The sequence below is a fragment of the Mesorhizobium sp. LNJC391B00 genome (genome assembly GCF_000502535.1).
GTDB lineage: Bacteria > Pseudomonadota > Alphaproteobacteria > Rhizobiales > Rhizobiaceae > Mesorhizobium.
This window is the reverse complement of record NZ_AYWI01000007.1, coordinates 198,746-217,283: the sequence shown is the minus strand read 5'-3', so window position 1 is coordinate 217,283 and position 18,538 is coordinate 198,746. Positions and strand designations below refer to the sequence as shown.

20 protein-coding genes are annotated in these 18,538 nt (G+C 64.4%); 8 read left to right on the top strand and 12 right to left on the bottom strand.

Annotation, left to right across the window (positions count from 1 at the left end):
• The first annotated feature begins 2 nt into the window (after positions 1 to 2).
• Positions 3 to 2,840 carry a nitrate reductase gene (locus X750_RS145720; RefSeq protein ID WP_023704743.1) on the top strand — a complete coding sequence of 946 codons (2,838 nt, stop codon included), beginning with the start codon at positions 3 to 5 and terminating at the stop codon, positions 2,838 to 2,840.
• A 130-nt stretch (positions 2,841 to 2,970) separates the two neighbouring features.
• Here X750_RS145720 and X750_RS145725 read toward each other — a convergent pair whose 3' ends face one another.
• Genes X750_RS145725 through X750_RS145745 form a run of 5 tightly spaced genes read right to left on the bottom strand, consistent with a single transcriptional unit; the run spans position 2,971 to position 7,694 of the window.
• The gene (locus X750_RS145725) at positions 2,971 to 4,266 is read right to left on the bottom strand and encodes an FAD-dependent oxidoreductase (protein WP_023704744.1); all 1,296 of its coding nucleotides are present in this window, start codon (positions 4,264 to 4,266) and stop codon (positions 2,971 to 2,973) included.
• Positions 4,263 to 5,246, bottom strand: a complete 984-nt coding sequence (locus tag X750_RS145730; RefSeq protein ID WP_023749756.1) for a branched-chain amino acid ABC transporter permease — start codon at positions 5,244 to 5,246, stop codon at positions 4,263 to 4,265. The genes X750_RS145725 and X750_RS145730 overlap by 4 nt, the downstream gene beginning before the upstream one ends.
• Entirely contained in the window at positions 5,243 to 6,151 is a 909-nt protein-coding gene (locus X750_RS145735; protein ID WP_023704746.1) for a branched-chain amino acid ABC transporter permease, read from the bottom strand. The genes X750_RS145730 and X750_RS145735 overlap by 4 nt, the downstream gene beginning before the upstream one ends.
• Positions 6,148 to 6,897, bottom strand: a complete 750-nt coding sequence (locus X750_RS145740) for an ABC transporter ATP-binding protein (RefSeq protein ID WP_023704747.1) — start codon at positions 6,895 to 6,897, stop codon at positions 6,148 to 6,150. Before X750_RS145740 ends, X750_RS145735 begins: the two co-directional genes overlap by 4 nt.
• On the bottom strand, positions 6,894 to 7,694 hold the full coding sequence (locus tag X750_RS145745) for an ABC transporter ATP-binding protein (RefSeq protein ID WP_023704748.1): 801 nt from the start codon (positions 7,692 to 7,694) through the stop codon (positions 6,894 to 6,896). Before X750_RS145745 ends, X750_RS145740 begins: the two co-directional genes overlap by 4 nt.
• Positions 7,695 to 7,817: 123 nt before the next feature.
• Between X750_RS145745 and X750_RS145750 the strand changes: the two genes are divergently transcribed.
• The 6 genes from X750_RS145750 to X750_RS145775 are packed head-to-tail and all read left to right on the top strand — an operon-like array spanning position 7,818 to position 12,156.
• On the top strand, positions 7,818 to 8,540 hold the full coding sequence (locus tag X750_RS145750; RefSeq protein ID WP_023704749.1) for a GntR family transcriptional regulator: 723 nt from the start codon (positions 7,818 to 7,820) through the stop codon (positions 8,538 to 8,540).
• Position 8,541: 1 nt separating this feature from the next.
• Positions 8,542 to 9,030 (top strand): DUF3830 family protein, encoded by a 489-nt coding sequence (locus tag X750_RS145755; RefSeq protein WP_023704750.1) that lies wholly within the window; start codon positions 8,542 to 8,544, stop codon positions 9,028 to 9,030.
• Positions 9,031 to 9,384: a TIGR04076 family protein gene (locus X750_RS145760; protein WP_023704751.1), complete on the top strand. Its 354-nt coding sequence runs from the start codon at positions 9,031 to 9,033 to the stop codon at positions 9,382 to 9,384.
• Positions 9,381 to 10,436: an aldo/keto reductase gene (locus tag X750_RS145765; protein WP_023704752.1), complete on the top strand. Its 1,056-nt coding sequence runs from the start codon at positions 9,381 to 9,383 to the stop codon at positions 10,434 to 10,436. Before X750_RS145760 ends, X750_RS145765 begins: the two co-directional genes overlap by 4 nt.
• Entirely contained in the window at positions 10,433 to 10,861 is a 429-nt protein-coding gene (locus X750_RS145770) for a hypothetical protein (RefSeq protein ID WP_023704753.1), read from the top strand. The genes X750_RS145765 and X750_RS145770 overlap by 4 nt, the downstream gene beginning before the upstream one ends.
• A gap of 35 nt (positions 10,862 to 10,896) precedes the next feature.
• The gene (locus X750_RS145775; protein WP_023704754.1) at positions 10,897 to 12,156 is read left to right on the top strand and encodes an ABC transporter substrate-binding protein; all 1,260 of its coding nucleotides are present in this window, start codon (positions 10,897 to 10,899) and stop codon (positions 12,154 to 12,156) included.
• A gap of 81 nt (positions 12,157 to 12,237) precedes the next feature.
• Here X750_RS145775 and X750_RS145780 read toward each other — a convergent pair whose 3' ends face one another.
• The 6 genes from X750_RS145780 to X750_RS145805 are packed head-to-tail and all read right to left on the bottom strand — an operon-like array spanning position 12,238 to position 17,064.
• Complete coding sequence (locus X750_RS145780; protein ID WP_023740577.1) at positions 12,238 to 13,260, bottom strand: LacI family DNA-binding transcriptional regulator; 1,023 nt, start codon at positions 13,258 to 13,260, stop codon at positions 12,238 to 12,240.
• On the bottom strand, positions 13,254 to 14,045 hold the full coding sequence (locus tag X750_RS145785; protein ID WP_023704756.1) for a transporter substrate-binding domain-containing protein: 792 nt from the start codon (positions 14,043 to 14,045) through the stop codon (positions 13,254 to 13,256). Before X750_RS145785 ends, X750_RS145780 begins: the two co-directional genes overlap by 7 nt.
• A gap of 11 nt (positions 14,046 to 14,056) precedes the next feature.
• Positions 14,057 to 14,983 (bottom strand): isoaspartyl peptidase/L-asparaginase, encoded by a 927-nt coding sequence (locus X750_RS145790; protein WP_023667864.1) that lies wholly within the window; start codon positions 14,981 to 14,983, stop codon positions 14,057 to 14,059.
• Positions 14,984 to 14,985: 2 nt separating this feature from the next.
• Positions 14,986 to 15,720: an amino acid ABC transporter ATP-binding protein gene (locus tag X750_RS145795; RefSeq protein WP_023699816.1), complete on the bottom strand. Its 735-nt coding sequence runs from the start codon at positions 15,718 to 15,720 to the stop codon at positions 14,986 to 14,988.
• A gap of 1 nt (position 15,721) precedes the next feature.
• Positions 15,722 to 16,393 carry an amino acid ABC transporter permease gene (locus tag X750_RS145800; protein WP_023704757.1) on the bottom strand — a complete coding sequence of 224 codons (672 nt, stop codon included), beginning with the start codon at positions 16,391 to 16,393 and terminating at the stop codon, positions 15,722 to 15,724.
• Positions 16,393 to 17,064, bottom strand: a complete 672-nt coding sequence (locus X750_RS145805) for an amino acid ABC transporter permease (RefSeq protein WP_023695231.1) — start codon at positions 17,062 to 17,064, stop codon at positions 16,393 to 16,395. Before X750_RS145805 ends, X750_RS145800 begins: the two co-directional genes overlap by 1 nt.
• 178 nt (positions 17,065 to 17,242) lie before the next feature.
• Here X750_RS145805 and X750_RS1000000164810 point away from each other — a divergent pair, with 178 nt between their 5' ends.
• Complete coding sequence (locus X750_RS1000000164810) at positions 17,243 to 17,419, top strand: hypothetical protein (protein WP_023692240.1); 177 nt, start codon at positions 17,243 to 17,245, stop codon at positions 17,417 to 17,419.
• Positions 17,420 to 17,431: 12 nt separating this feature from the next.
• On the opposite strand, the gene X750_RS145810 is transcribed toward X750_RS1000000164810, so the two are convergent.
• Positions 17,432 to 18,535: an alcohol dehydrogenase family protein gene (locus tag X750_RS145810; protein ID WP_023704758.1), complete on the bottom strand. Its 1,104-nt coding sequence runs from the start codon at positions 18,533 to 18,535 to the stop codon at positions 17,432 to 17,434.
• Between the last annotated feature and the right edge of the window lie 3 nt (positions 18,536 to 18,538).

The window sequence follows — 18,538 nt, the reverse complement described above, 5'->3', positions numbered from 1 at the left end:
GCATGGAACTGGGCGAAGCGCGCGAGGTGAGGACCACCTGCCCCTATTGCGGGGTGGGTTGCGGCGTGCTGGCGAAAGTCGCCGCGAACGGTGAAGTCAGCGTCCGCGGCGACCCCGACCATCCAGCGAACTTCGGCCGGCTCTGCTCCAAGGGCTCGGCCCTGGCCGAAACCATCGACCTCGACGGCAGGCTGCTCTACCCCGAAGTCCACGGTCGCCGTGCCGGCTGGGACGAGGCGCTCGACCGCGTCGCTTCGACCTTTTCGCAAACCATCGCCGAGCACGGTCCTGACTCCGTCGCCTTCTATGTCTCCGGCCAGTTGCTGACCGAAGACTACTATGTCGCCAACAAGCTGATGAAGGGCTTCATCGGCTCGGCCAACATCGACACCAATTCGCGGCTATGCATGGCCTCCTCGGTTGCCGGCCACCGCCGCGCCTTCGGCTCCGACACCGTGCCCGGCACCTACGAGGATCTCGAGCTCGCCGACCTGATCGTGCTGGTCGGCTCCAATCTCGCCTGGTGCCATCCCGTGCTCTTCCAGCGCATCGCGGCGGCCCGGGAAAAACGACCGGAGATGAAGGTCGTGCTGGTCGACCCGCGCCGCACCATGACCGCTGATATCGCCGACATTCACCTGGCGATCGCGCCGGATGGCGACGTTGCTTTGTTCACCGGCCTGCTCGCCTGGCTCGGCCGGCACAACGCACTCGACCGTGGCTATGTGACCGCACACACGACCGGCTTCGGCCAAGCTCTCTTCGCCGCATCGGCGCTCGACCTTGCCGGCATCGCCGCCGCCACCGGCCTGAGCGAGGACGAGCTCACCCGCTTCTACAACCTGTTCGCCGCGACTGCGAAAACCGTCACGGTCTACAGCCAGGGAGTGAACCAGTCGTCTTCGGGCACCGACAAGGTCAACGCCATCATCAACTGCCATCTCGCCACCGGCCGCATCGGCAAACCTGGGGCAGGGCCGTTTTCAGTGACCGGCCAGCCCAACGCCATGGGCGGCCGCGAGGTCGGCGGCATGGCCAATATGCTGGCCGCCCATATGGAGATCGAAAACCCCGAGCACCGCGACCGCGTGCAGCGTTTCTGGAATGCGCCGGCCGTCGCCCAAAAGCCCGGTCTGAAGGCGGTCGAGATGTTTCAGGCGGTGGCCGACGGGCGCATCAAGGCGCTGTGGATCATGGCCACCAACCCGGTCGATTCGATGCCGGATGCCGATGCCGTCGAGGCAGCGATCAAGGCCTGCCCGTTTGTCGCGGTTTCGGATGTGCTGGCGAGCACGGACACCGTGCGCCACGGCCATGTGCGGCTGCCCGCCGCCGCATGGGGCGAGAAGGACGGCACCGTGACCAATTCAGAGCGCCGCATCTCGCGCCAGCGCAGCTTTCTTGCGGTGCCTGGTGAGGCGCGGCCGGATTGGTTGATCGTCGCCGAGGTGGGCAAGCGGATGGGGTTTGACGAGGCGTTTTCCTATTCGTCGCCAGCGGAAATCTTCGCCGAACACGCCGCGCTGTCGGGGTTCGAGAATGACGGCGCACGGGATTTCGATATTGGTGGTTATGCTGGTGTTGATAAGGAGGCCTATGCAGCGCTTGAGCCTTTCCAATGGCCGGCGCCGAGCCCAGCCATCCCCCTCTGGCCTGCCGGCCATCTCCCCCGCAAGGGGGGAGATCAGCCGTCGCCTCGGCCTTCGCCAATTACCAACGATGCAGAAGATATGCCGGCGTCAAAGCTGCCAATCTCCCCCCTTGCGGGGGAGATGTCCGGCAGGACAGAGGGGGGTGTTCAAGCGGGACTTGACCCTTCCAACACCCGCTTCTTCGCCAACGGCAATTTCTACAATCCCGACCGCAAGGCCCGCTTCATCGCCATTCGTCCCAACGTCGAGACACGCACCAGCCCGGACTATCCGCTGATCCTCAACACCGGCCGCGTTCGCGACCATTGGCACACAATGACCCGCACCGGCAAAAGCCCACGTCTCTCCCAGCACATGGCCGAGCCCTTCGTCGAGATCCACCCGGCGGATGCCACGCATCACGGCATTGGCGACGCCGACATCGTGCGCGTCTCCAGCCCGCGCGGCGATGTGCTGGTGCGCGCGCTGGTGACGGCACGCCAGCGCCAGGGGAGCGTGTTTGCGCCGATGCACTGGACTGACCAGTTTTCGGCAAAAGGCCGGCTCGACACGCTGACCGCGCCTCTGACCGATCCGGTTTCCGGTCAGCCTGCGCTGAAACATGTCGGCGCCCGCATCGAGAAGTTCGCCGCGAGAGCCTTCGGCTTCGCCGTGGTGCGCCGCAAGCCGGTGGCGGTCGCAGCAGATTACTGGGCCGTGGCCAAATGCAAGGGCGGCTGGCGGGTGGAGCTTGCCTTTGCTGACGACGACATCGACTGGGCTGGTTTTGCTGGTTCGCTTTTCGATGTTCCCGTAGCCGATACGCTCGCTTATCACGACCGCGATACCGGCCAGCATCGTATTGCTGCCTTCGACGACCAGCACCTCGCCGGGGCTTTGTTTATCGCGTCGGGACCGGTGGCGGTTTCGCGGGGTTGGGCGGCACAGCAACTCCAGGAGGTTCACACCAGCCAGCGCGAACGCTTCAGGATCGTCGCCGGTCGCGCCGGCGCCGATCGGCCCGATGCGGGCGCGACCGTCTGCTCCTGTTTCAGCGTCGGGGTCAACCAGATCGCGGCGGCAGTGGCAGCCGGGTGCGCGACAGTCGAAGCCATAGGCGGCGCCCTGAAGGCCGGCACCAATTGCGGCTCCTGCCGGTCCGAGATCCGGGCGGTCATCCAGGCCAATCGGGTTCAGGCTGCGGAGTAGATGCGGCTGGATGGGGAGGGGATCTGACTATATCCTCTTGGGCCACCACGGTCATCGATTGCGGAAGGTGTGGCGGTCCTTTTCGGGTCGCTGTGAGTGCGCCGGCAGGAGGATCACCTGGCTTGGCTGTCTAATCCAGCCGGTCGCGCAGGATGCTCCAGGGGAGCAGCATATTCGGTGCATAGCGCACGAGGTTGTGCAGCGGGATCGGCGCTGGCGGTGCGAAGGGGAGCGGCAGATATCGGGCGTCCGTTCCGCTCGCCCAGTCCGCCAGCACTTTGCCCATTACCGTGGTCATGGCGATGCCGCGGCCGTTGCAGGCGAAGCCGGCGATCAGGCCCGGGCCGAGGTCGATGAGGCGCGGCAGGAAATCCGGCACCACCGCCGCCACGCCTGTCCAGCTGTAGGCAAGCGGCGGCAGGTCAGGCAAATCGAGATGCCTGGCGAGCCGTCGCCAGATCGTTTGCGGCATGCGCGTCTCAGCGCCGGCTCCGACGACATGCATGCCGCCGCTGATCAGCCGGTTCTGGCCATCGAAGCGGCACGTGAACAGGTTGCGCCTGGTGTCGCCGACGCCCTGGCCGCCGGGCAGCAGGCGCGCGCGTATGGCCCGCGACAGCGGCGCAGTGGCGATCTGGAAGACTTTCAGCGGGATATAGGTCCGCGCCAGTGTCCGGTTCAGTGCCCCGCCATAGGCGTTGGTGGCGATCACCACCTTGCCCGCACGCACGGCGCCGGATGCGGTCGTCAAGGTCCAGCCATCCGCAGCGCGGTCGATGGAAGCGACGCGCGTCTGCTCGAAGATCTGCGCGCCGGCTTTTTCGGCGGCATCGGCCAGGCCGCGCGCATACTCGACCGGATTGAGGACGCCGCCCGAGTTATCCATCCAACCGCCGGCGTAGCCGCCGATACCGGTGAGCGTCGTGACCGCCTTGGCATCGAGCGTTACGGTCGGCCTGCCCCGCGCCGCCCATTGCTCGGCGCGCGATCGCGTCTTTTCCAGCGCGGCGGACGAATGCGCCGGCTGGATCCAACCATTCTGCACAGCGTCGCATTCGATGCCATGCCGCTTGATCAGGCCGAAGACGAGGTCAGCGCTTCCCGCGGCGAAATCGATCAGCCTCCCGCCGCGCTCGGGTCCGAGTTCGGTGATGATGTCGTCTGGATCCCGCTTGGCAAAGTTCGGAACGACGAAGCCGGCATTCCGGCCGGTCGCACCCCAGGCAATGAATTCGGCTTCGAGGACCGCGACCGAAAGCCCCTTCTCGGCGGCATGCAATGCCGTCGACAGGCCGGAAAAGCCGCCGCCAACGATTGCGAGATCGACGTCGAGCCCGCCTTGCAGCGTGCCCCGGTCGCAGCGGTTGCGGCTGACGGCATGCCAGAGTGAAACGCCATGCACGTCTTGCCGGATCATGGCATTCATGGTCCGGCCTCGTTCTCGCTGGCCGCCGCCTTTTTCTGTTTGCCGGGCTTCGGCCGGCGCGGCCGATCGCCGAACAATCCGTTCGGCCGGATCAGCAGGATGACGCACAGCATGACGCCGATGGCGACGATCTGCAGCGAGGCCGCGCGTGCTTGCTGCTCGGGCGCAAACAGCACGCTGGTCAGCGTGCCCGACCCCGCCCATATCGCCCAGACCAGGATGCTGCCGGCAATGGCGCCGGCATTGCTGCCCGAGCCGCCGACGATCAGCATCACCCAGACCTGGAAGGTCAGGATCGGCAGGTAATTGTCCGGCGCGATGAAGCCGGTGAAATGCGCCTGCAAAGCGCCGGCCAGCGCCATGATGGCGCCGCCGACGGCAAAGGCCTGGACGCGGTAGAAGCGCGCGCTCTTGCCTAGCGAAATCGCCGCTCGCCCGTCCTCGCGCAGCGCCTTGAGCACGCGGCCCCACGGACTGCGTGACAGGTGCTCCAGAGCGAGATAGGCCATCAGCGTCACAGCCGAAACGACCGCAAGGTTCGACAGGTTGAACAGCAGTGGTGTCTCGGCAAGGCTGCCGAACGGACGCGGAATGAAGCCGATGCCGAACGGGCCGCCCGTGAGTTTCTGCGCGTTGAGCGCGACCAGCTGCACGACGACGGCGACGCCGAAGGTGGTGATCGCCAGGTAGTCTGATCGCAGACGCAGCGTGGCCATGCCGGTAAGTGCTGCGGCGATACCGCCGACGATCATGGCGCCCGCCCAGCCGGCCAGGATCGGCAGACCGAAGCCGCCGAAGCGCGCGGCATCGTCCGGGGTCGTCAGCAGCGCTGATGTATAGGCGCCGATGGCGACGAATCCGGCAAGGCCGACATTGAAAAGGCCAGTCAGCCCCCACTGCAGATTGAGCCCCAGCGTGACCAGCGAAAAGATCAGCGCGGTGGTCAGGAAGAAGGCGCCGTAGCCGAGCAGGTCCATCAGCGTTCCCTCACACCAAACAGGCCGATCGGCCGCACGAACAGCACCGCCATCAGGATGATGAAGGAGATTGCGGCGCGCCATTCGGCGCCGATCAGCTGCACTGCGCCGGCTTCGGCGAGGCCGATGATCAGGCCGCCGAGCACGGCGCCTGGAATGCTGCCTATGCCGCCGAGAATGGCGGCGGCGAACATCGGCAGCAGCATGTCGAAGCCCATGAACGGACGGATCTGCACCAGAATGCCGATCATCACGCCGGCGACACAGGCCAGCGCCCCGCCGATGATCCAGGTGACGCGCACCACGGAGGCAACATCGATGCCGACGATGCGGGCCAGGGCCGCATTTTGGCTCAGCGCCTGCATGGAGCGGCCGGTCTGCGTGCGTGTCATCAACAGATGCACGCCGAGCACCAGCACTGCGGTCAGCAGCAGCAGCGCGATCTGATCGGGCGTGATGCGGATGCCGAAGCCGACCGGCATGGCGATCTGGATCGCCCGGCTGAAATAGGTCGGGCGTGAGCTGAAGGTGAATTCGAGCAGGCTGCGCAGCGCCATCGAGGCGCCGAAGCTCGCCATCACCACGATGATGGCTCGCCCCTGCGAGCGCAGTCGCGAAAACAGCACCTTGTCGAGCAACAGCGCCAGCAGGGCGGTGAAAGCCATGCCGACAACCAGCGCAACCAGCAGCGGCCAGCCGAAGGACAGCGGACCAATGGGCGCCACCTTGCCGAACATCGCGCCGATGGCGCTGACGACGGCGAGCGTCGCATAGGTGCCCCAGGCCATGAAGTCGCCATGGGCGAAGTTCGAGAAGCGCAGGATCGAGTAGGTCAGCGTCACGCCGATGGCGCCAAGGCCGATCATCGAGCCGGTCAGCAGCCCATCGACGACAAATTGCAGGCTCATGCCGCGCCTCCCTTGCCGACGGGGGACGGGCGTTGGCCGAGATAGAGTTCGGCGACGACAGGATCGTTCCACAGTTCGGAAGCAACGCCCTCGTGCCGGTCCTTGCCTTCGACCAGCACATAGGCGCGGTCGCCGATGGCAAGCGCTGCCTTGGCGTTCTGTTCGACCAGCAGGATGGTGACGCCGGACTTGCGGATGCCGGCCAGCATCTCGAACACCGTCGATACGAATTTCGGCGACAGGCCGGCCGACGGTTCGTCGAGTACCAGCACCTTGGGATGGACGATCAGGGCGCGCGCGACGGCAAGCATCTGCCGCTGTCCGCCCGACAGATTGCCGGCGGCGGTGCGGCGCTGGCGGACGAGGTCGGGGAAGGCCGCATACATTTCCTCGATGCGGGCAGGGATTTCGCGTCGCTCGAGGATGCCGCAGGCGACCTTCAGATTGTCCTCGACCGACATCAGCGGGAAGATGTTCTCCGTCTGCGGTACGAAGGCCAGGCCGAGCCGAACCATGGTGTGTGCGGGAGCGGCGGTGATGTCCTTGCCGTCCAGAAATACGGTGCCGCCGGTGATCGGGACAAGGCCGGCGATCGCCTTGATGAAGCTCGACTTGCCGGCGCCGTTGGGACCGAGCACGACGACGATCTCGCCCTTGCCGACGGTGATCGAGGCGCCGCGCACGATCGGCACGCCAGGCTCGTAGCCCGCTTCGAGATCGCGCACGTCGAGGACCGTCTCATTCATGCTGGGCCTCCGAGATAGGCCTCGATGACGCGCGGGTCGCGGGCGACCTCTTCCGCAGTGCCTTCGCTGAGCAACTGTCCGCTCGCCATGACCAGCACGCGGTGGCAGAGCCGCGTCACCATGTCGATATTGTGCTCGATCAGCAGAAAGGTGATGCCGTGCGCGTTGATGTCGCGGATGCGGTCGATGATGATCTCGAGCAGCGTCGCGTTGACGCCGGCGGCCGGTTCGTCGAGCAGGATGATCGCCGGATCGGCCATCATGACGCGGGCGAGTTCGAGCAGCTTGCGTTGACCGCCGGAAAGCACGCGCGCCGGTTCGTGCGCCAGCCGAGCGAGCGAGACGAGCTCCAGCAGCTCGAGTGCCTTTGCCCTGGCTGCTCTTTCCTGTGCCGCCACTCGCCACGGCGTGACGAAGTTGGCGAGCAATTTTTCGCCGGCTTGGCCCTGCGCCGCCAGCATGATGTTTTCGATCAGCGTCAGATTGGGCAGGGGGCGCGGGATCTGGAAGGTGCGGCCAAGACCACGGCCGATACGCAGATGAGCGGCTTCGCCGGAGACGCGCGTGCCACTGAGCAGGATATCGCCGCTGGTCGGCAATATGCTGCCGGCGAGCAGGTCGAACATGGTAGTCTTGCCGGCGCCATTGGGTCCGATCAGGCCGAGGATTTCGCCCGCTTTGACATCAAACGAGACATTGTCGACGGCGACAAGGCCGCCAAAACGCCTGATGACGTTTCGTGCCGTCAGAACCGGCGGACGGGTCTCCTGCCCTTGGCGCTGCGCTGCATCGCTCATCAAACCCTCTGGCCGAAGACGATCGTTGTCGCCTCCTGATTGTTGATTTGTGATCACACTTGCTTTGATCACGCTATTCGGCTTTAATTTCGTTCGCAAGCCGAAAAAGGGGCAATGCCGGTAATGCAGAAGGCTGCCATCGAAAAGAACAACGAGACGATCGCAGCCCAGCTTACGCCGGTCGGCCGCGAGACCGTGCAGGATCGCGTCTATTCCGAGCTGCGCCGTGCTCTGATCGGTGGCCTTTTCGAGCCGAACCAGGTGCTGACCATCCGCGGTCTTGCCGATGCGCTGGTCACCTCGACCATGCCGGTACGCGAAGCGCTCGGCCGGCTGATCACGGAAAAGGCGCTGGAGGCGCTGCCCAACCGTTCCGTGCGCGTGCCGCCGATCACGCTGGAGCGCATCGACGACCTCCTGCGTGCCCGCTCACTCATCGAAGGCGAAGCGATCGCGCTTGCCGCCAGGCGCATGAGCCCGCGCCAGATCGCATCGATCGAAGCCATGCTGGGCGAGTGGGACGAGATGCGGGCCCTGAAGCACAAGAAGGATATCGATCGCGAAGCGACGCTCAACCAGAGCTTCCATTTTGAGATCTACCGCTGCTGCGGCTCGGCTGTGCTGATCCCGATGATCGAAAGCCTCTGGCTTCAATCGGGACCCTGCATCCGCGTCGCCATCTATGCCTTCTCCGAGGCAGGCGAGGTTGATACCGCCCACTATCATCGTCGAATTGTCGCGGCACTTGCCAAACAGGATGCGCAAGCGGCGCGCGAGGCGCTGGTAGCCGACATCAGCCGCCCCTTCGCCTTCCTGCGCGACAAACTTCAATCGGCGAAGGGCTGACATGACCAAGCCCGCCATCGGCATCACAGAACCACGCTCGAAGCTTTCCGTGACGGCGCTGCTATTGCCCGAAAAGGCGCCGGAGAATGCCGCCTTCCTGCTGGCGTATCTGGCGCAGCCACGCATCATCCCAGGCATCCATGCGATGTGGACAGGACCGGAAATCTCGTGCCCGGTTCCGTCAGCCGATCTCCATGGCCAGGCCTATGCCCAGCCTTTGCCACCGGAGAATGCAACGCTGACGCCGCAGCCCGGCGATATCGTGCTGTCCTATGTGCCGCCACGCGTGTGGGGCGGCAATCCCAATGCCATCTTCGATATCGGCCTGTACTACGGGCAGGGGGCGCGGCTGCTGTTCCCGATCGGCTGGCTGGCCGGCAGCGTGGTCGCGCACGTGCTTGCCGGAGAGCGCGATCAGTTTGCCGCCGCCTGCGGCGTCATCCGCCGCAACGGCGCCTGTGACATCACCTTCAGCCTGGTGGAGGCCTGAATGGCCGACGACAGTTTCGAACTCTTCGATCTGCGCGTCGAAGCGGTCATCCCCGAGGGCAAGCCGGTCTATTGCGGCGCCAGGGCCGGCGACTATTTCGAACTCAAGGGCGAAATGCTGTCGCTGCCGGCGGGGCAGGGTTTTTCGATTTATTCGATCTCCGCCGTGTTGCCGCTCCTGGCGGCAAAGCAGCGCCCGACGCATGCAAATGACTGGATGACCTCGGATGCCGAGGTCGCCTGTCCCGATCCCAATTGCGCCAGCCGGCTCCGCATTGTCAGGCTTGCCAAGCGGCGGTTCAGCCATGCCGAAACCACGGCCGTGCCGCTGCCGAAGGAGACCGACAAAAGATGAGCGCCAGGACCATCGAACTCAGCCCCGGCTATACGATCTCGCGCGTCATCCGCGGCGGCTGGCAGCTCGCCGGTGGCCATGGCGCCGTCGACCGCAGCCAGGCGGTGACCGACCTCATCGCCACTTTCGATGCCGGCATCTGGACCTATGACTGCGCCGACATCTACACCGGCGTCGAGGAACTGATCGGCGCCGCGCGCCTGCGGCTGGCGCGCGATCGCGGTCTCGATGTCGCGGCCAGGATGAAGGTGCACACCAAGCTGGTGCCGGACCTCGAACGACTGGCAAGCATCAGCCGCGACTACATCAGGGGCATCGTCGATCAGTCGCTTCGCAGGCTGAAGACGGAGCGGATCGATCTCGTGCAGTTTCACTGGTGGGATTATGACCAGCCTCGTTACGTCGAGGCGATGGGTTGGCTCGACGAGCTTCGGCTGGAAGGCAAGGTGCGCAATCTCGGCACCACCAATTTCGATACGCCGAGGCTAGCCGAAATCCTCTCCTCGGGCATCCCGCTGGTCAGCCAGCAACTGCAATATTCAGTGCTCGACCAGCGGCCGGCAAACAGCCTTGCGGGCCTTGCCGCTAAGAACGGTGTCCGCTTCCTCTGCTACGGCTCGGTGGCGGGCGGCTTCCTCAGCGACAAATGGCTTGGCGTGGCCGAGCCCTCCACGCCGCTCGAAAACCGCTCGCTGGTCAAATACAAGCTGATCATCGACGACTTCGGCGGCTGGGAGCTGTTCCAGTCTCTGCTCAAGGCGCTGAAAGCGGTCGGCGATCGCCACGGCGTCGACATCGCCACCATCGCCTCGGCATGGGTGCTCGAGCAGCCGCAGGTCGCGGCCGTCATTGTGGGTGCGCGCAACCAGGCACATGCGCTGGCCAATACGAAAATCATGGACGTCGCGCTCGACGCCGACGATCGCGCGCGGATTGCTGCCGCCATCGCACAAGGCACCGGCCTCGCGGGCGATGTCTACGCGCTGGAGCGCGACCGTCATGGCCGCCACGGCTCGATCATGCATTACAACCTCAATGCGGGGAAGAAATGAGCGGAGAGCCTTCCCTTTTTTCGCGTGCCAGCGCTGAAATCATCGACCTGCATCGCTTCTTCGTCGACTGGTTTGTCGCCGCGCGAGCCGACGCTGTGGAGTTCGGCCGCTTCGATGCCGTCATGGGCGAAGGCCTCACCATGGTCGCGCCGAATGGCCAGATCCTCGATCGCGACGCGGTCGTAGATCATGTCCGGACAAGCCGCGCCACTTGCGACGACGGTTTTGCCATATCGATCGAGGACATCAGGCCGGGTTGGCAGGACGCGGACACGATCGTCGTCTTCTACGTCGAGGCGCAACTGCGCGCCGGCAAGCATAGCCGCCGGCAGTCCAGTGCGGTCTTCACCACCAGTTCATCGGCACCAAACGGCGTCGAATGGCGGCATCTGCATGAGACCTGGCTGCAGGCGCCGGAAGGCTGAACAGGCAAAGTTCAAACAAGAAAAGGGGAACGGCAATGAAGAAGACGATACTTCAAATCACCACAGCACTGGCTCTCGTGACGATGGCCGGCGCCGCACACGCAGCGGACTGCAAGATCACCGTCGGCCTGGTCATGGAGCTCACCGGTCCGGCCGGCGAATACGGCCAGGCCGGCGCGAAGTCCGTCGAAATGGCCTTCCGCGACATCAATGAAGCCGGTGGCGTACGCGGCTGCGATCTCGCAACCGACACGCGCGACAGCCAGAGCCAGGGCAATATCGCGGTCGATGCCGCGACCCAGCTGGTACAGGTCAAGAAGGTGCCGGTGATCATCGGCGGCATCATCTCCTCCGTGTCGATCCCGATTTTGACCTCGGTCACCGGGCCGGCCAAGATCGTGCAGGTGTCGCCGGCTTCGTCCTCGCCTACGCTGACCGCCCTTGGCCGCGACGGCAAGACCAACGGCATCTTCTTCCGCACCATCACGTCGGATGCGCTGCAAGGCGTGGCCGCCGCCAAATACGCCATCGACAAGGGCTTCAAGAAACTGTCGATCATCCATGTCAACAACGACTTCGGCGTCAACATGGTGGCCGAATTCTCGCGCGCCTACAAAGCGCTCGGCGGCACCATCGTCTCCGACACGCCCTATAATGAAAAGCAGTCGAGCTATGCTTCGGAAGTGACGGCGGCGATGGGAGGCGAGCCGGACGGACTCTACCTCGTCAGCACGCCGGTCGACGGCGCAACGGTCGCCCGCACCTGGATATCGCAGGGCGGCGTGCAGAAATTCCTGCTCAATGACGGGATGAACAGCCCGGACTTCATCGAATCCGTCGGCGCCGACTATCTCAAGGATGCCTATGGCACCTCTTCCGGCACCAGCCCGACGGCCTCCACCGACTACTTCCTGAAAAACTACAAGGAGTTTTCGGGTATCGAGCCGTCGAACCCGGCAGCCGACCGTTCCTATGATGCCGGCGCCATTGTCGGCCTCGCCATTGCCATTGCCGGCTCCGAGGATCCAGCCAAGATCAAGGATGCCATGTACAAGGCGGTCGATCCGGCCGGCACACCGATCTTTGCAGGCAAGGACGAATTCGCCAAGGCGCTCGGCCTGATCAAGGATGGCAAGCCGATCCGCTATGAAGGCGTCATCGGTCCGGTCAGCTTCGACAAATATGGCGACATCACCGGCCCGTTCCGGTTGTGGAAGATCGTCGACGGCAAGGTGACGACCGACGGTGAAATGACAACCGACGACGTCAACGCGCTGCAGGCGAAATTGCAGTAGGCGCTGGTACATTGTCCGGCGCGATCTCCGTTCGATCTCTGGGAGATCGACGCCGGACAAGCAGTCCAACATCGGCGCTAGTTACGCGGTCAAGCGCGAAATCAGCCGGGTCAATATAACGACAGGCGGCTGGCCGGGCATGAAGACCTGCGGATTGGAGAGGGCGCCAACGATATGACCCACATAGTCTGATTTGTCGTAGCCGATTGACGATATCGGGTAGGCGTAGAAATTGGTCAGGGACACATTGTCGAAGCCATAGAGGCGGAAGCGGCTGGGCCGGTTGTCGGGGAAATCCGCCCGGCAGACATCCAGAACACCCATGGCCATCGCGTCGGACGTACAAAAGACCGCATCTGGACAGCCGCGTTCCGTCAGGCCGACTGCCGCCGCATGACCCGACTCGTAGGAATAGTCTCCCTGGATCGTCTGCAGCAGTTCAATTCCATGATGCCGGAACGCTCCGAGGTAGTGGCCGATGCGCAGCTGTTCGACGCGCGAGGACGAACGGCCGGTCAGCAGGCTGGCCGTGCGCACGCGCTTGGCCGCCGCATCCGCCACGGCCTCGGCGATGCCGACGCCTTCATCGGGAATGACGGTGGGTGACAGATCGTCATGCAGTCCGTTCAGCATGATGACCAGGTCCGAGCGAAACATGCGCCGCACCGTCGCTGCATCGGCAAAGTCGGAGAACACCACGGCGGCATCGACATGATAGGCAACGCCGTTGCGCAGAAAATCCTCGACCCCTTCCGCCGAGCCGATGCGGATGAGGATGACCTGCTTGCCGATCGACTGGATTGCGTCGAGCAGCCGGTCGAACAGGTCGAGATCTGAAAGGTCGTGAATGTGGTTGACCACGACGGCAACCAGATTGACGGTCTTGGTGGTCAGGCTTTGCGCCAGGAGATTGGGTTTGTAGCCGAGCTGCGCGGCGGCCTGCACGACACGTTCGCGTTTGTCCGCCGAGACCGGTCGCGGTCCGCTCGACAGCGCACGGCTGGCCGCGGCACGCGACACGCCTGCCAGCCGCGCGACATCGGCGATCGTTGCGACGGCGCCTCGAGTGTGCGCCGATCGGTTACCGGTAGTGGGTGTCACCACAGCGGGTTGAGCGCCGGCGGGTTGGAGTCCGGCCCCCACCACTTCTTGTAGGTCGTCTCATAGGTGCCCGACTGGATGAAGTCGGACACGAACATGTCGAGCCAGCGGACGAATTCGGGATCGCCCTTGGCGACCGCGATGCCGATCGGATCGTTGGAATAGAGGCCAGGCAGCGTCACCAGGCTCGGTGTCTTGGTCGCGAGGTAATCGAGCAGCGAGGAATCCTCGATCGCCGCATCGACGCGCTTCTGTTGCAGCTGCAGAACCCCGTCGGGCGCGAACTGGTCGACATAGACGAGCTCTGCTTCCGGCACGGCCGCCTTGAGGAAGGTTTCGCCCGTGGTGCCGCGGCCGACGACAACCTTCTTGCCGGCGAGCCCCTTGAGGTCGGTTATCCCGGCATCCTTCTGGACGATGACGCGCAGCCCGGCCCGGTTGTAGGGGATGGTGAAGTTGACGGTCTTGGCCCGCTCGAGCGTTGCCGAGGTGTTTGCGACCGCGACATCGATCTGTCCCGACACCAGCATGGAAATACGGGCATCGCCCGAGACGTCGACGAACTCGACCGGCACCCCGAGCTTTTGCGCCAGCAGCGTCGCGACATCGACATCGTAGCCGACAGGGTTGTTTTGTGCATCGCGAAAGCCGATCGGCTCGCCGCCGAGCGATACGCCGATGCGAATGGTGCCGCGTGAGCGGATGTCGTCAATCATGCCGGCAAGGGCCGGAAAAGCCGAACCGGCCACGATGGCCAGCGCGGCGAAGGCACGCACTACGGTTTTCATGGTTCCTCTCCTTATTTTCTAGTGACACGTTTTGCTGCCCGCAATTCGGGTGCGGGCATGGAATCCTTCCAGAGCCAGTAGCGGACCTCGCCCTCGCATCTGAAATTCACCACCTCGTGGTTCTGCTCGGCGTCGACGGCGTGGATGACCACTCCGGCCAGGAAGCCGGTGTCGAGTTCAGCCAGTTCCTCGACCGCCAGCGCGACCGCATCCGACAGGGATCGGCCAAGCTTCATGGCCAGCACGACGGTCCGTGCGGTGGCGCAGCGCATCGTCATCTCGCCGGTATGGGTGCACGCCGCCGCGCCATAGCGGCTGTCGGCGTAAAAGCCTGCGCCGGGAATGGGAGAATCGCCGAGCCGGCCCGGATATTTCCACGCCCAGCCCGAGGTCGAACTCGCGGCATGGACGCCGCGCCGCGCATCCGCCGACAGGAACACGGTGGTGTCGCGGACCCGCTCGGGATCGGTGATAGTACGGCTGAGCGGCGCCAGATCGATATCGGGGAATTTCGCCAGCTGTTGCGGTGTGAGTTCCTGTTGCAGCCGCTCCCACCAGACGCGCTTGCTGTCCTCGAACAAGACTTCGTCTTCGGCAAAACCGATTTCGCTGGCAAAGCGCCGCGCCCCTTCGCCGGTCAGCATCACATGCGGCAGGCGCTTCATTACCTGCTGCGCCAGGGCAGCGACCGCCAAGGTCCTTGGCACGGCGCCGACTGAACCGACCTCTCTTGTATTGCCGTCCATGACGCCGGCGTCGAACTCCATCTCGCCCAGCATGTTCGGCCAGCCGCCATAACCGACGCTGCGAACCTTGACCTCTTTCTCCACCATGCCGATGCCGGCAACCATCGCGTCCAGGCTGACGGCGCCATCGCGCAGCATTTGCACCGAGGTTTCGAATCCCGGCCATGCTTCGTTGTTGGCTAACAGCAGCATTCCTAGTCCTTGCGCATCTTGGAGAGAAACTGCGCAACCCGCGGCTGCGCCCGGCCGCCGTCCGCGGCGAAGAAACGATCCGTTGGCAGATCGACCACCAGCCTGCCCTTGTCGAGGAAGACGATGCGGTTGGAAATCTCGCGCGCGAATTCGATCTCGTGGGTGACGAACAGCATCGTCGTGCCTTGCGCGGCGAGCTTTGCCAGGATGGCCAGCACCTCGGAAGTCATTTCCGGGTCGAGCGCGCTGGTCACTTCATCGAGCAGCAGATAGCGCGGCTGCATGGCGAGCGCCCGGCAGATGCCGACACGCTGGCGCTGCCCGCCCGACAACTGCGCCGGGTAGGCGTTGGCCCGATCGGCGAGGCCGACGGACTCGAGCAGCTTGCGCGCCAGCGCCTCGGCCTCAGGGCGCGGCATCTTCAGCACCTCGATCGGGGCGAGCGTAATGTTCTGAAGCGCGCTCATATGCGGATAGAGGTTGAACAGCTGGAAGACGGTGCCTGAGCGCTTGCGCGCCTCGGCCAGCTCCTTCGGCTTGCTGACATCGAAATCGTCGACCGTGATGCGGCCCGACTTCAGCTTTTCGAGGCCGTTGATGCAACGGATCAGTGTCGACTTGCCGGACCCCGACGACCCGAGGATCGAGACCACTTCGCCGGGCGCGATCGTCAGGTCGACGCCGTCCAGCACAGTGACCTCGCCGAACGCTTTGTGCACGTTTTCGATCTTGAGCATGTTAAAGCCCCCGCCAGGCGCTGTGCGCCCGCAGGCGGTTTTCAAGACGCTCGCCAAGCAGGGCGACCAGCTTTGCCGCGCCATAGTAGAGCAGCCCGACGACGGTCCAGACCACGAACGGCTTCAAGGTTCGCATGTTGAGGATGTGGCCAATCTTGGTCAGGTCGACGACGCCGATGACAGAAATCAGCGACGTCACCTGAAGCTGGTTGACCAGCAGCGCGACGAGCGGGCCGACCGCGAAGGCGGCAGCCTGGGGCGAAACGATATGGCGCAGGACCTGCCACCGGGTCAGGCCGAAGACACGCGCGGCCTCGACCTGCTCGCGTTCGATCGACTCGATCGCCGAGACCGCGATGACATAGACGAATGCCGCGGTGTTCGCCGACAGAGTGATGGTCGCTGCGGTGACCGGCGTCACCCTTATATGCAACAGCGCCGGCAGGCCGAAGAACACCAGGAACAGCTGCACCAACACCGGCGAGTTCTTCAACAGCTCCGACAGGAAGGTGACGACCTGGGCCAGAACCGGCACACGGTAGAACCGCACCAGCGCCCAGCTCAGGCCAATCAGCAGTCCGATCAGAGAGGTGACGAGAAACAGCGCGACGTTGGTGCCGAGACCTTGCGCCAGCAGGATCAGGTCGTAGGAGGTGAAATCGCTGAACCGCATCAGCCGACCGCCTCCATCATGTCCCGATTGAGATGGCGGTGGAGCAGGGTGACGCCCAGCGAAACCAGATAAGTCAGGGCCGCATAGGCACAGAGCAGCACCACATAGACCTCGAAGGGCCGATAGGTCTGCGAGACCACGATCTGGGCTGAGCCGGTGAGCTCGTTGAGCGTGATGGTCGAGAGGATCGAGGACGTAAGGATCATGTTGATGAGCACGGATCCGAGCGGTCGCACGGAGGTGCGCAGCGCAATCGGCAGCACGATGCGGGTAAAGATCTTGCGCCTGGACAGGCCGCTCACTTCAGCGGCGTCGATGATGCCCTGGTCGATGGCGAGGATGCCGGCTCGAATGATGTCGGAGGCATAGGCGCCGCCGGCAATGGAAAGCGCCACGACGCCGGTGGTGAAGGCGTCGATGTAAATGCCGAGCTCGGGCAGGCCGTAATAGAAGAAGAACAGCTGGACGATGAACGGCACATTGCGGAAGAGATCGACGTAGACGAAGGCGATCCGTCGAAGCAGTGCCGAGGCGGAGGTGCGTGCGATCGCCACCAACGCGCCCATGACGACGCTTCCCACCAGCGACAGCGCGCAAGCCGCCGCCGTAAGTTCGGCGCCGCGCGCCAGAAAACCCAGATGCGGGAGCAGAATGGACAGATCGAAATGCACCGGCGATCCCCAGTGAAACCGGTTTCACTCTTTTGGCTTTCGCCTCGTCTGTCAAGATGCAGGGTCTGGTTGCCGGCCTGTGGCTTGCATTCGTTGCGATGATTCCGGTTCGCCTCATGCGCGCTATGTCTCAAGCGCCGGCAATTCGCCGCCGGCTTTCAGCTCGAGGACGCCGCCTATGCCAGCCGCGCGTCGCCGCAATCCCTCGGCCATGGCGGCTGGGGGCGGCGCCCTCGATTTTGCCGATCCCGGCGCCGGTGTCGGATTCGGCTACGTCACCAACCGCATGCTGGGTTTCGACGACGTCGATCCACGCCGCAAGGTGTTGATTGATGCCGTTTACGACGCGCTCTGACGTTGGGAGCCGTTATGCGCGGATGTTCCACATGGCGTCCGGCACAACCACCAGCTTGCCGACGAAATCCTTGGCGATGAAGTCGGCCTGCGCCTTGTGGAAATCGGACAGTTTGTAGACACCGCCGACCAGCGGCCGGATTTTCTTCGCTTCGATGTATCCAACGATGCGGCGGAAGTCGGCGCGCGTCCCCTGGCTCGATCCGTGCAGTTGCAGCTGCTTCAGATACATGGTCCGGAGATCGAGCTGCACAACCGGACCGGCAATCGCGCCGGCGGTGGTGTAGCGGCCTTCGGGCCTCAGGATGCGCAAGAGGTCGTTGAAGATCGCGCCGCCGACGAGATCGGCGACCACATCGATCGGCTGGCCGCCAGTGGCTTCATTCACGGCGGCGGGAAGATCGGCAACCCCACGGGTAATAACCGCTTCGGCGCCGATGTCGCGCACCGCCTGCTCCTTGCCCTTGCCGACGACGGCGTAGGGAATGGCGCCGCGCGCCCGCGCCAGCTGCACGATGCCGGAACCGACGCCGCCTGAGGCGCCCGTGACCAGCACGCGCTCGCCGGCTTTCAGCCCGGCGCGTTCCAGCATCTGCTCGCCGGTGAGGTAGGCGCAGCAGAAAGTGGCGAGTTCGATGTCGCTCATCCCGGTGTCGACGACATGAGCGTTCTCGGCCGGCACTGTCTGGTACTCGGCATACCCGCCATCGCGACCGTGGCCCATATAGTCGATGTCGGCGAGGGAATCGTCGTCGCGGTTGTAGATCGAAAAATCGACCATTACCCGTTCGCCGATACGGCCCGGGGAAACGCCTTCGCCGACGGCAGCGATGGTGCCGACCGTGTCGGTGCCCTGGATGCGCGGGAAGGTAAGCGTGTTGCCTTGCCGCCGCCACGTCGACACGGCGGCAGCGTCCTCCTCCGTGCCATAGGCGCCCTGGCGTACCCAGACATCGGTGTTGTTCATACCGCAAGCGCTGACCTTAACCAGCACCTCGCCGGCGGCAGGCACAGGCACTTTCACATCGCTGCGATAGACGAGCTTTTCCGGTCCGCCATGCCCGGTGAGCAGCACGGCGGCCATGGTGGCGGGGAGGGTCTTGGTGATGGCATTCATGGT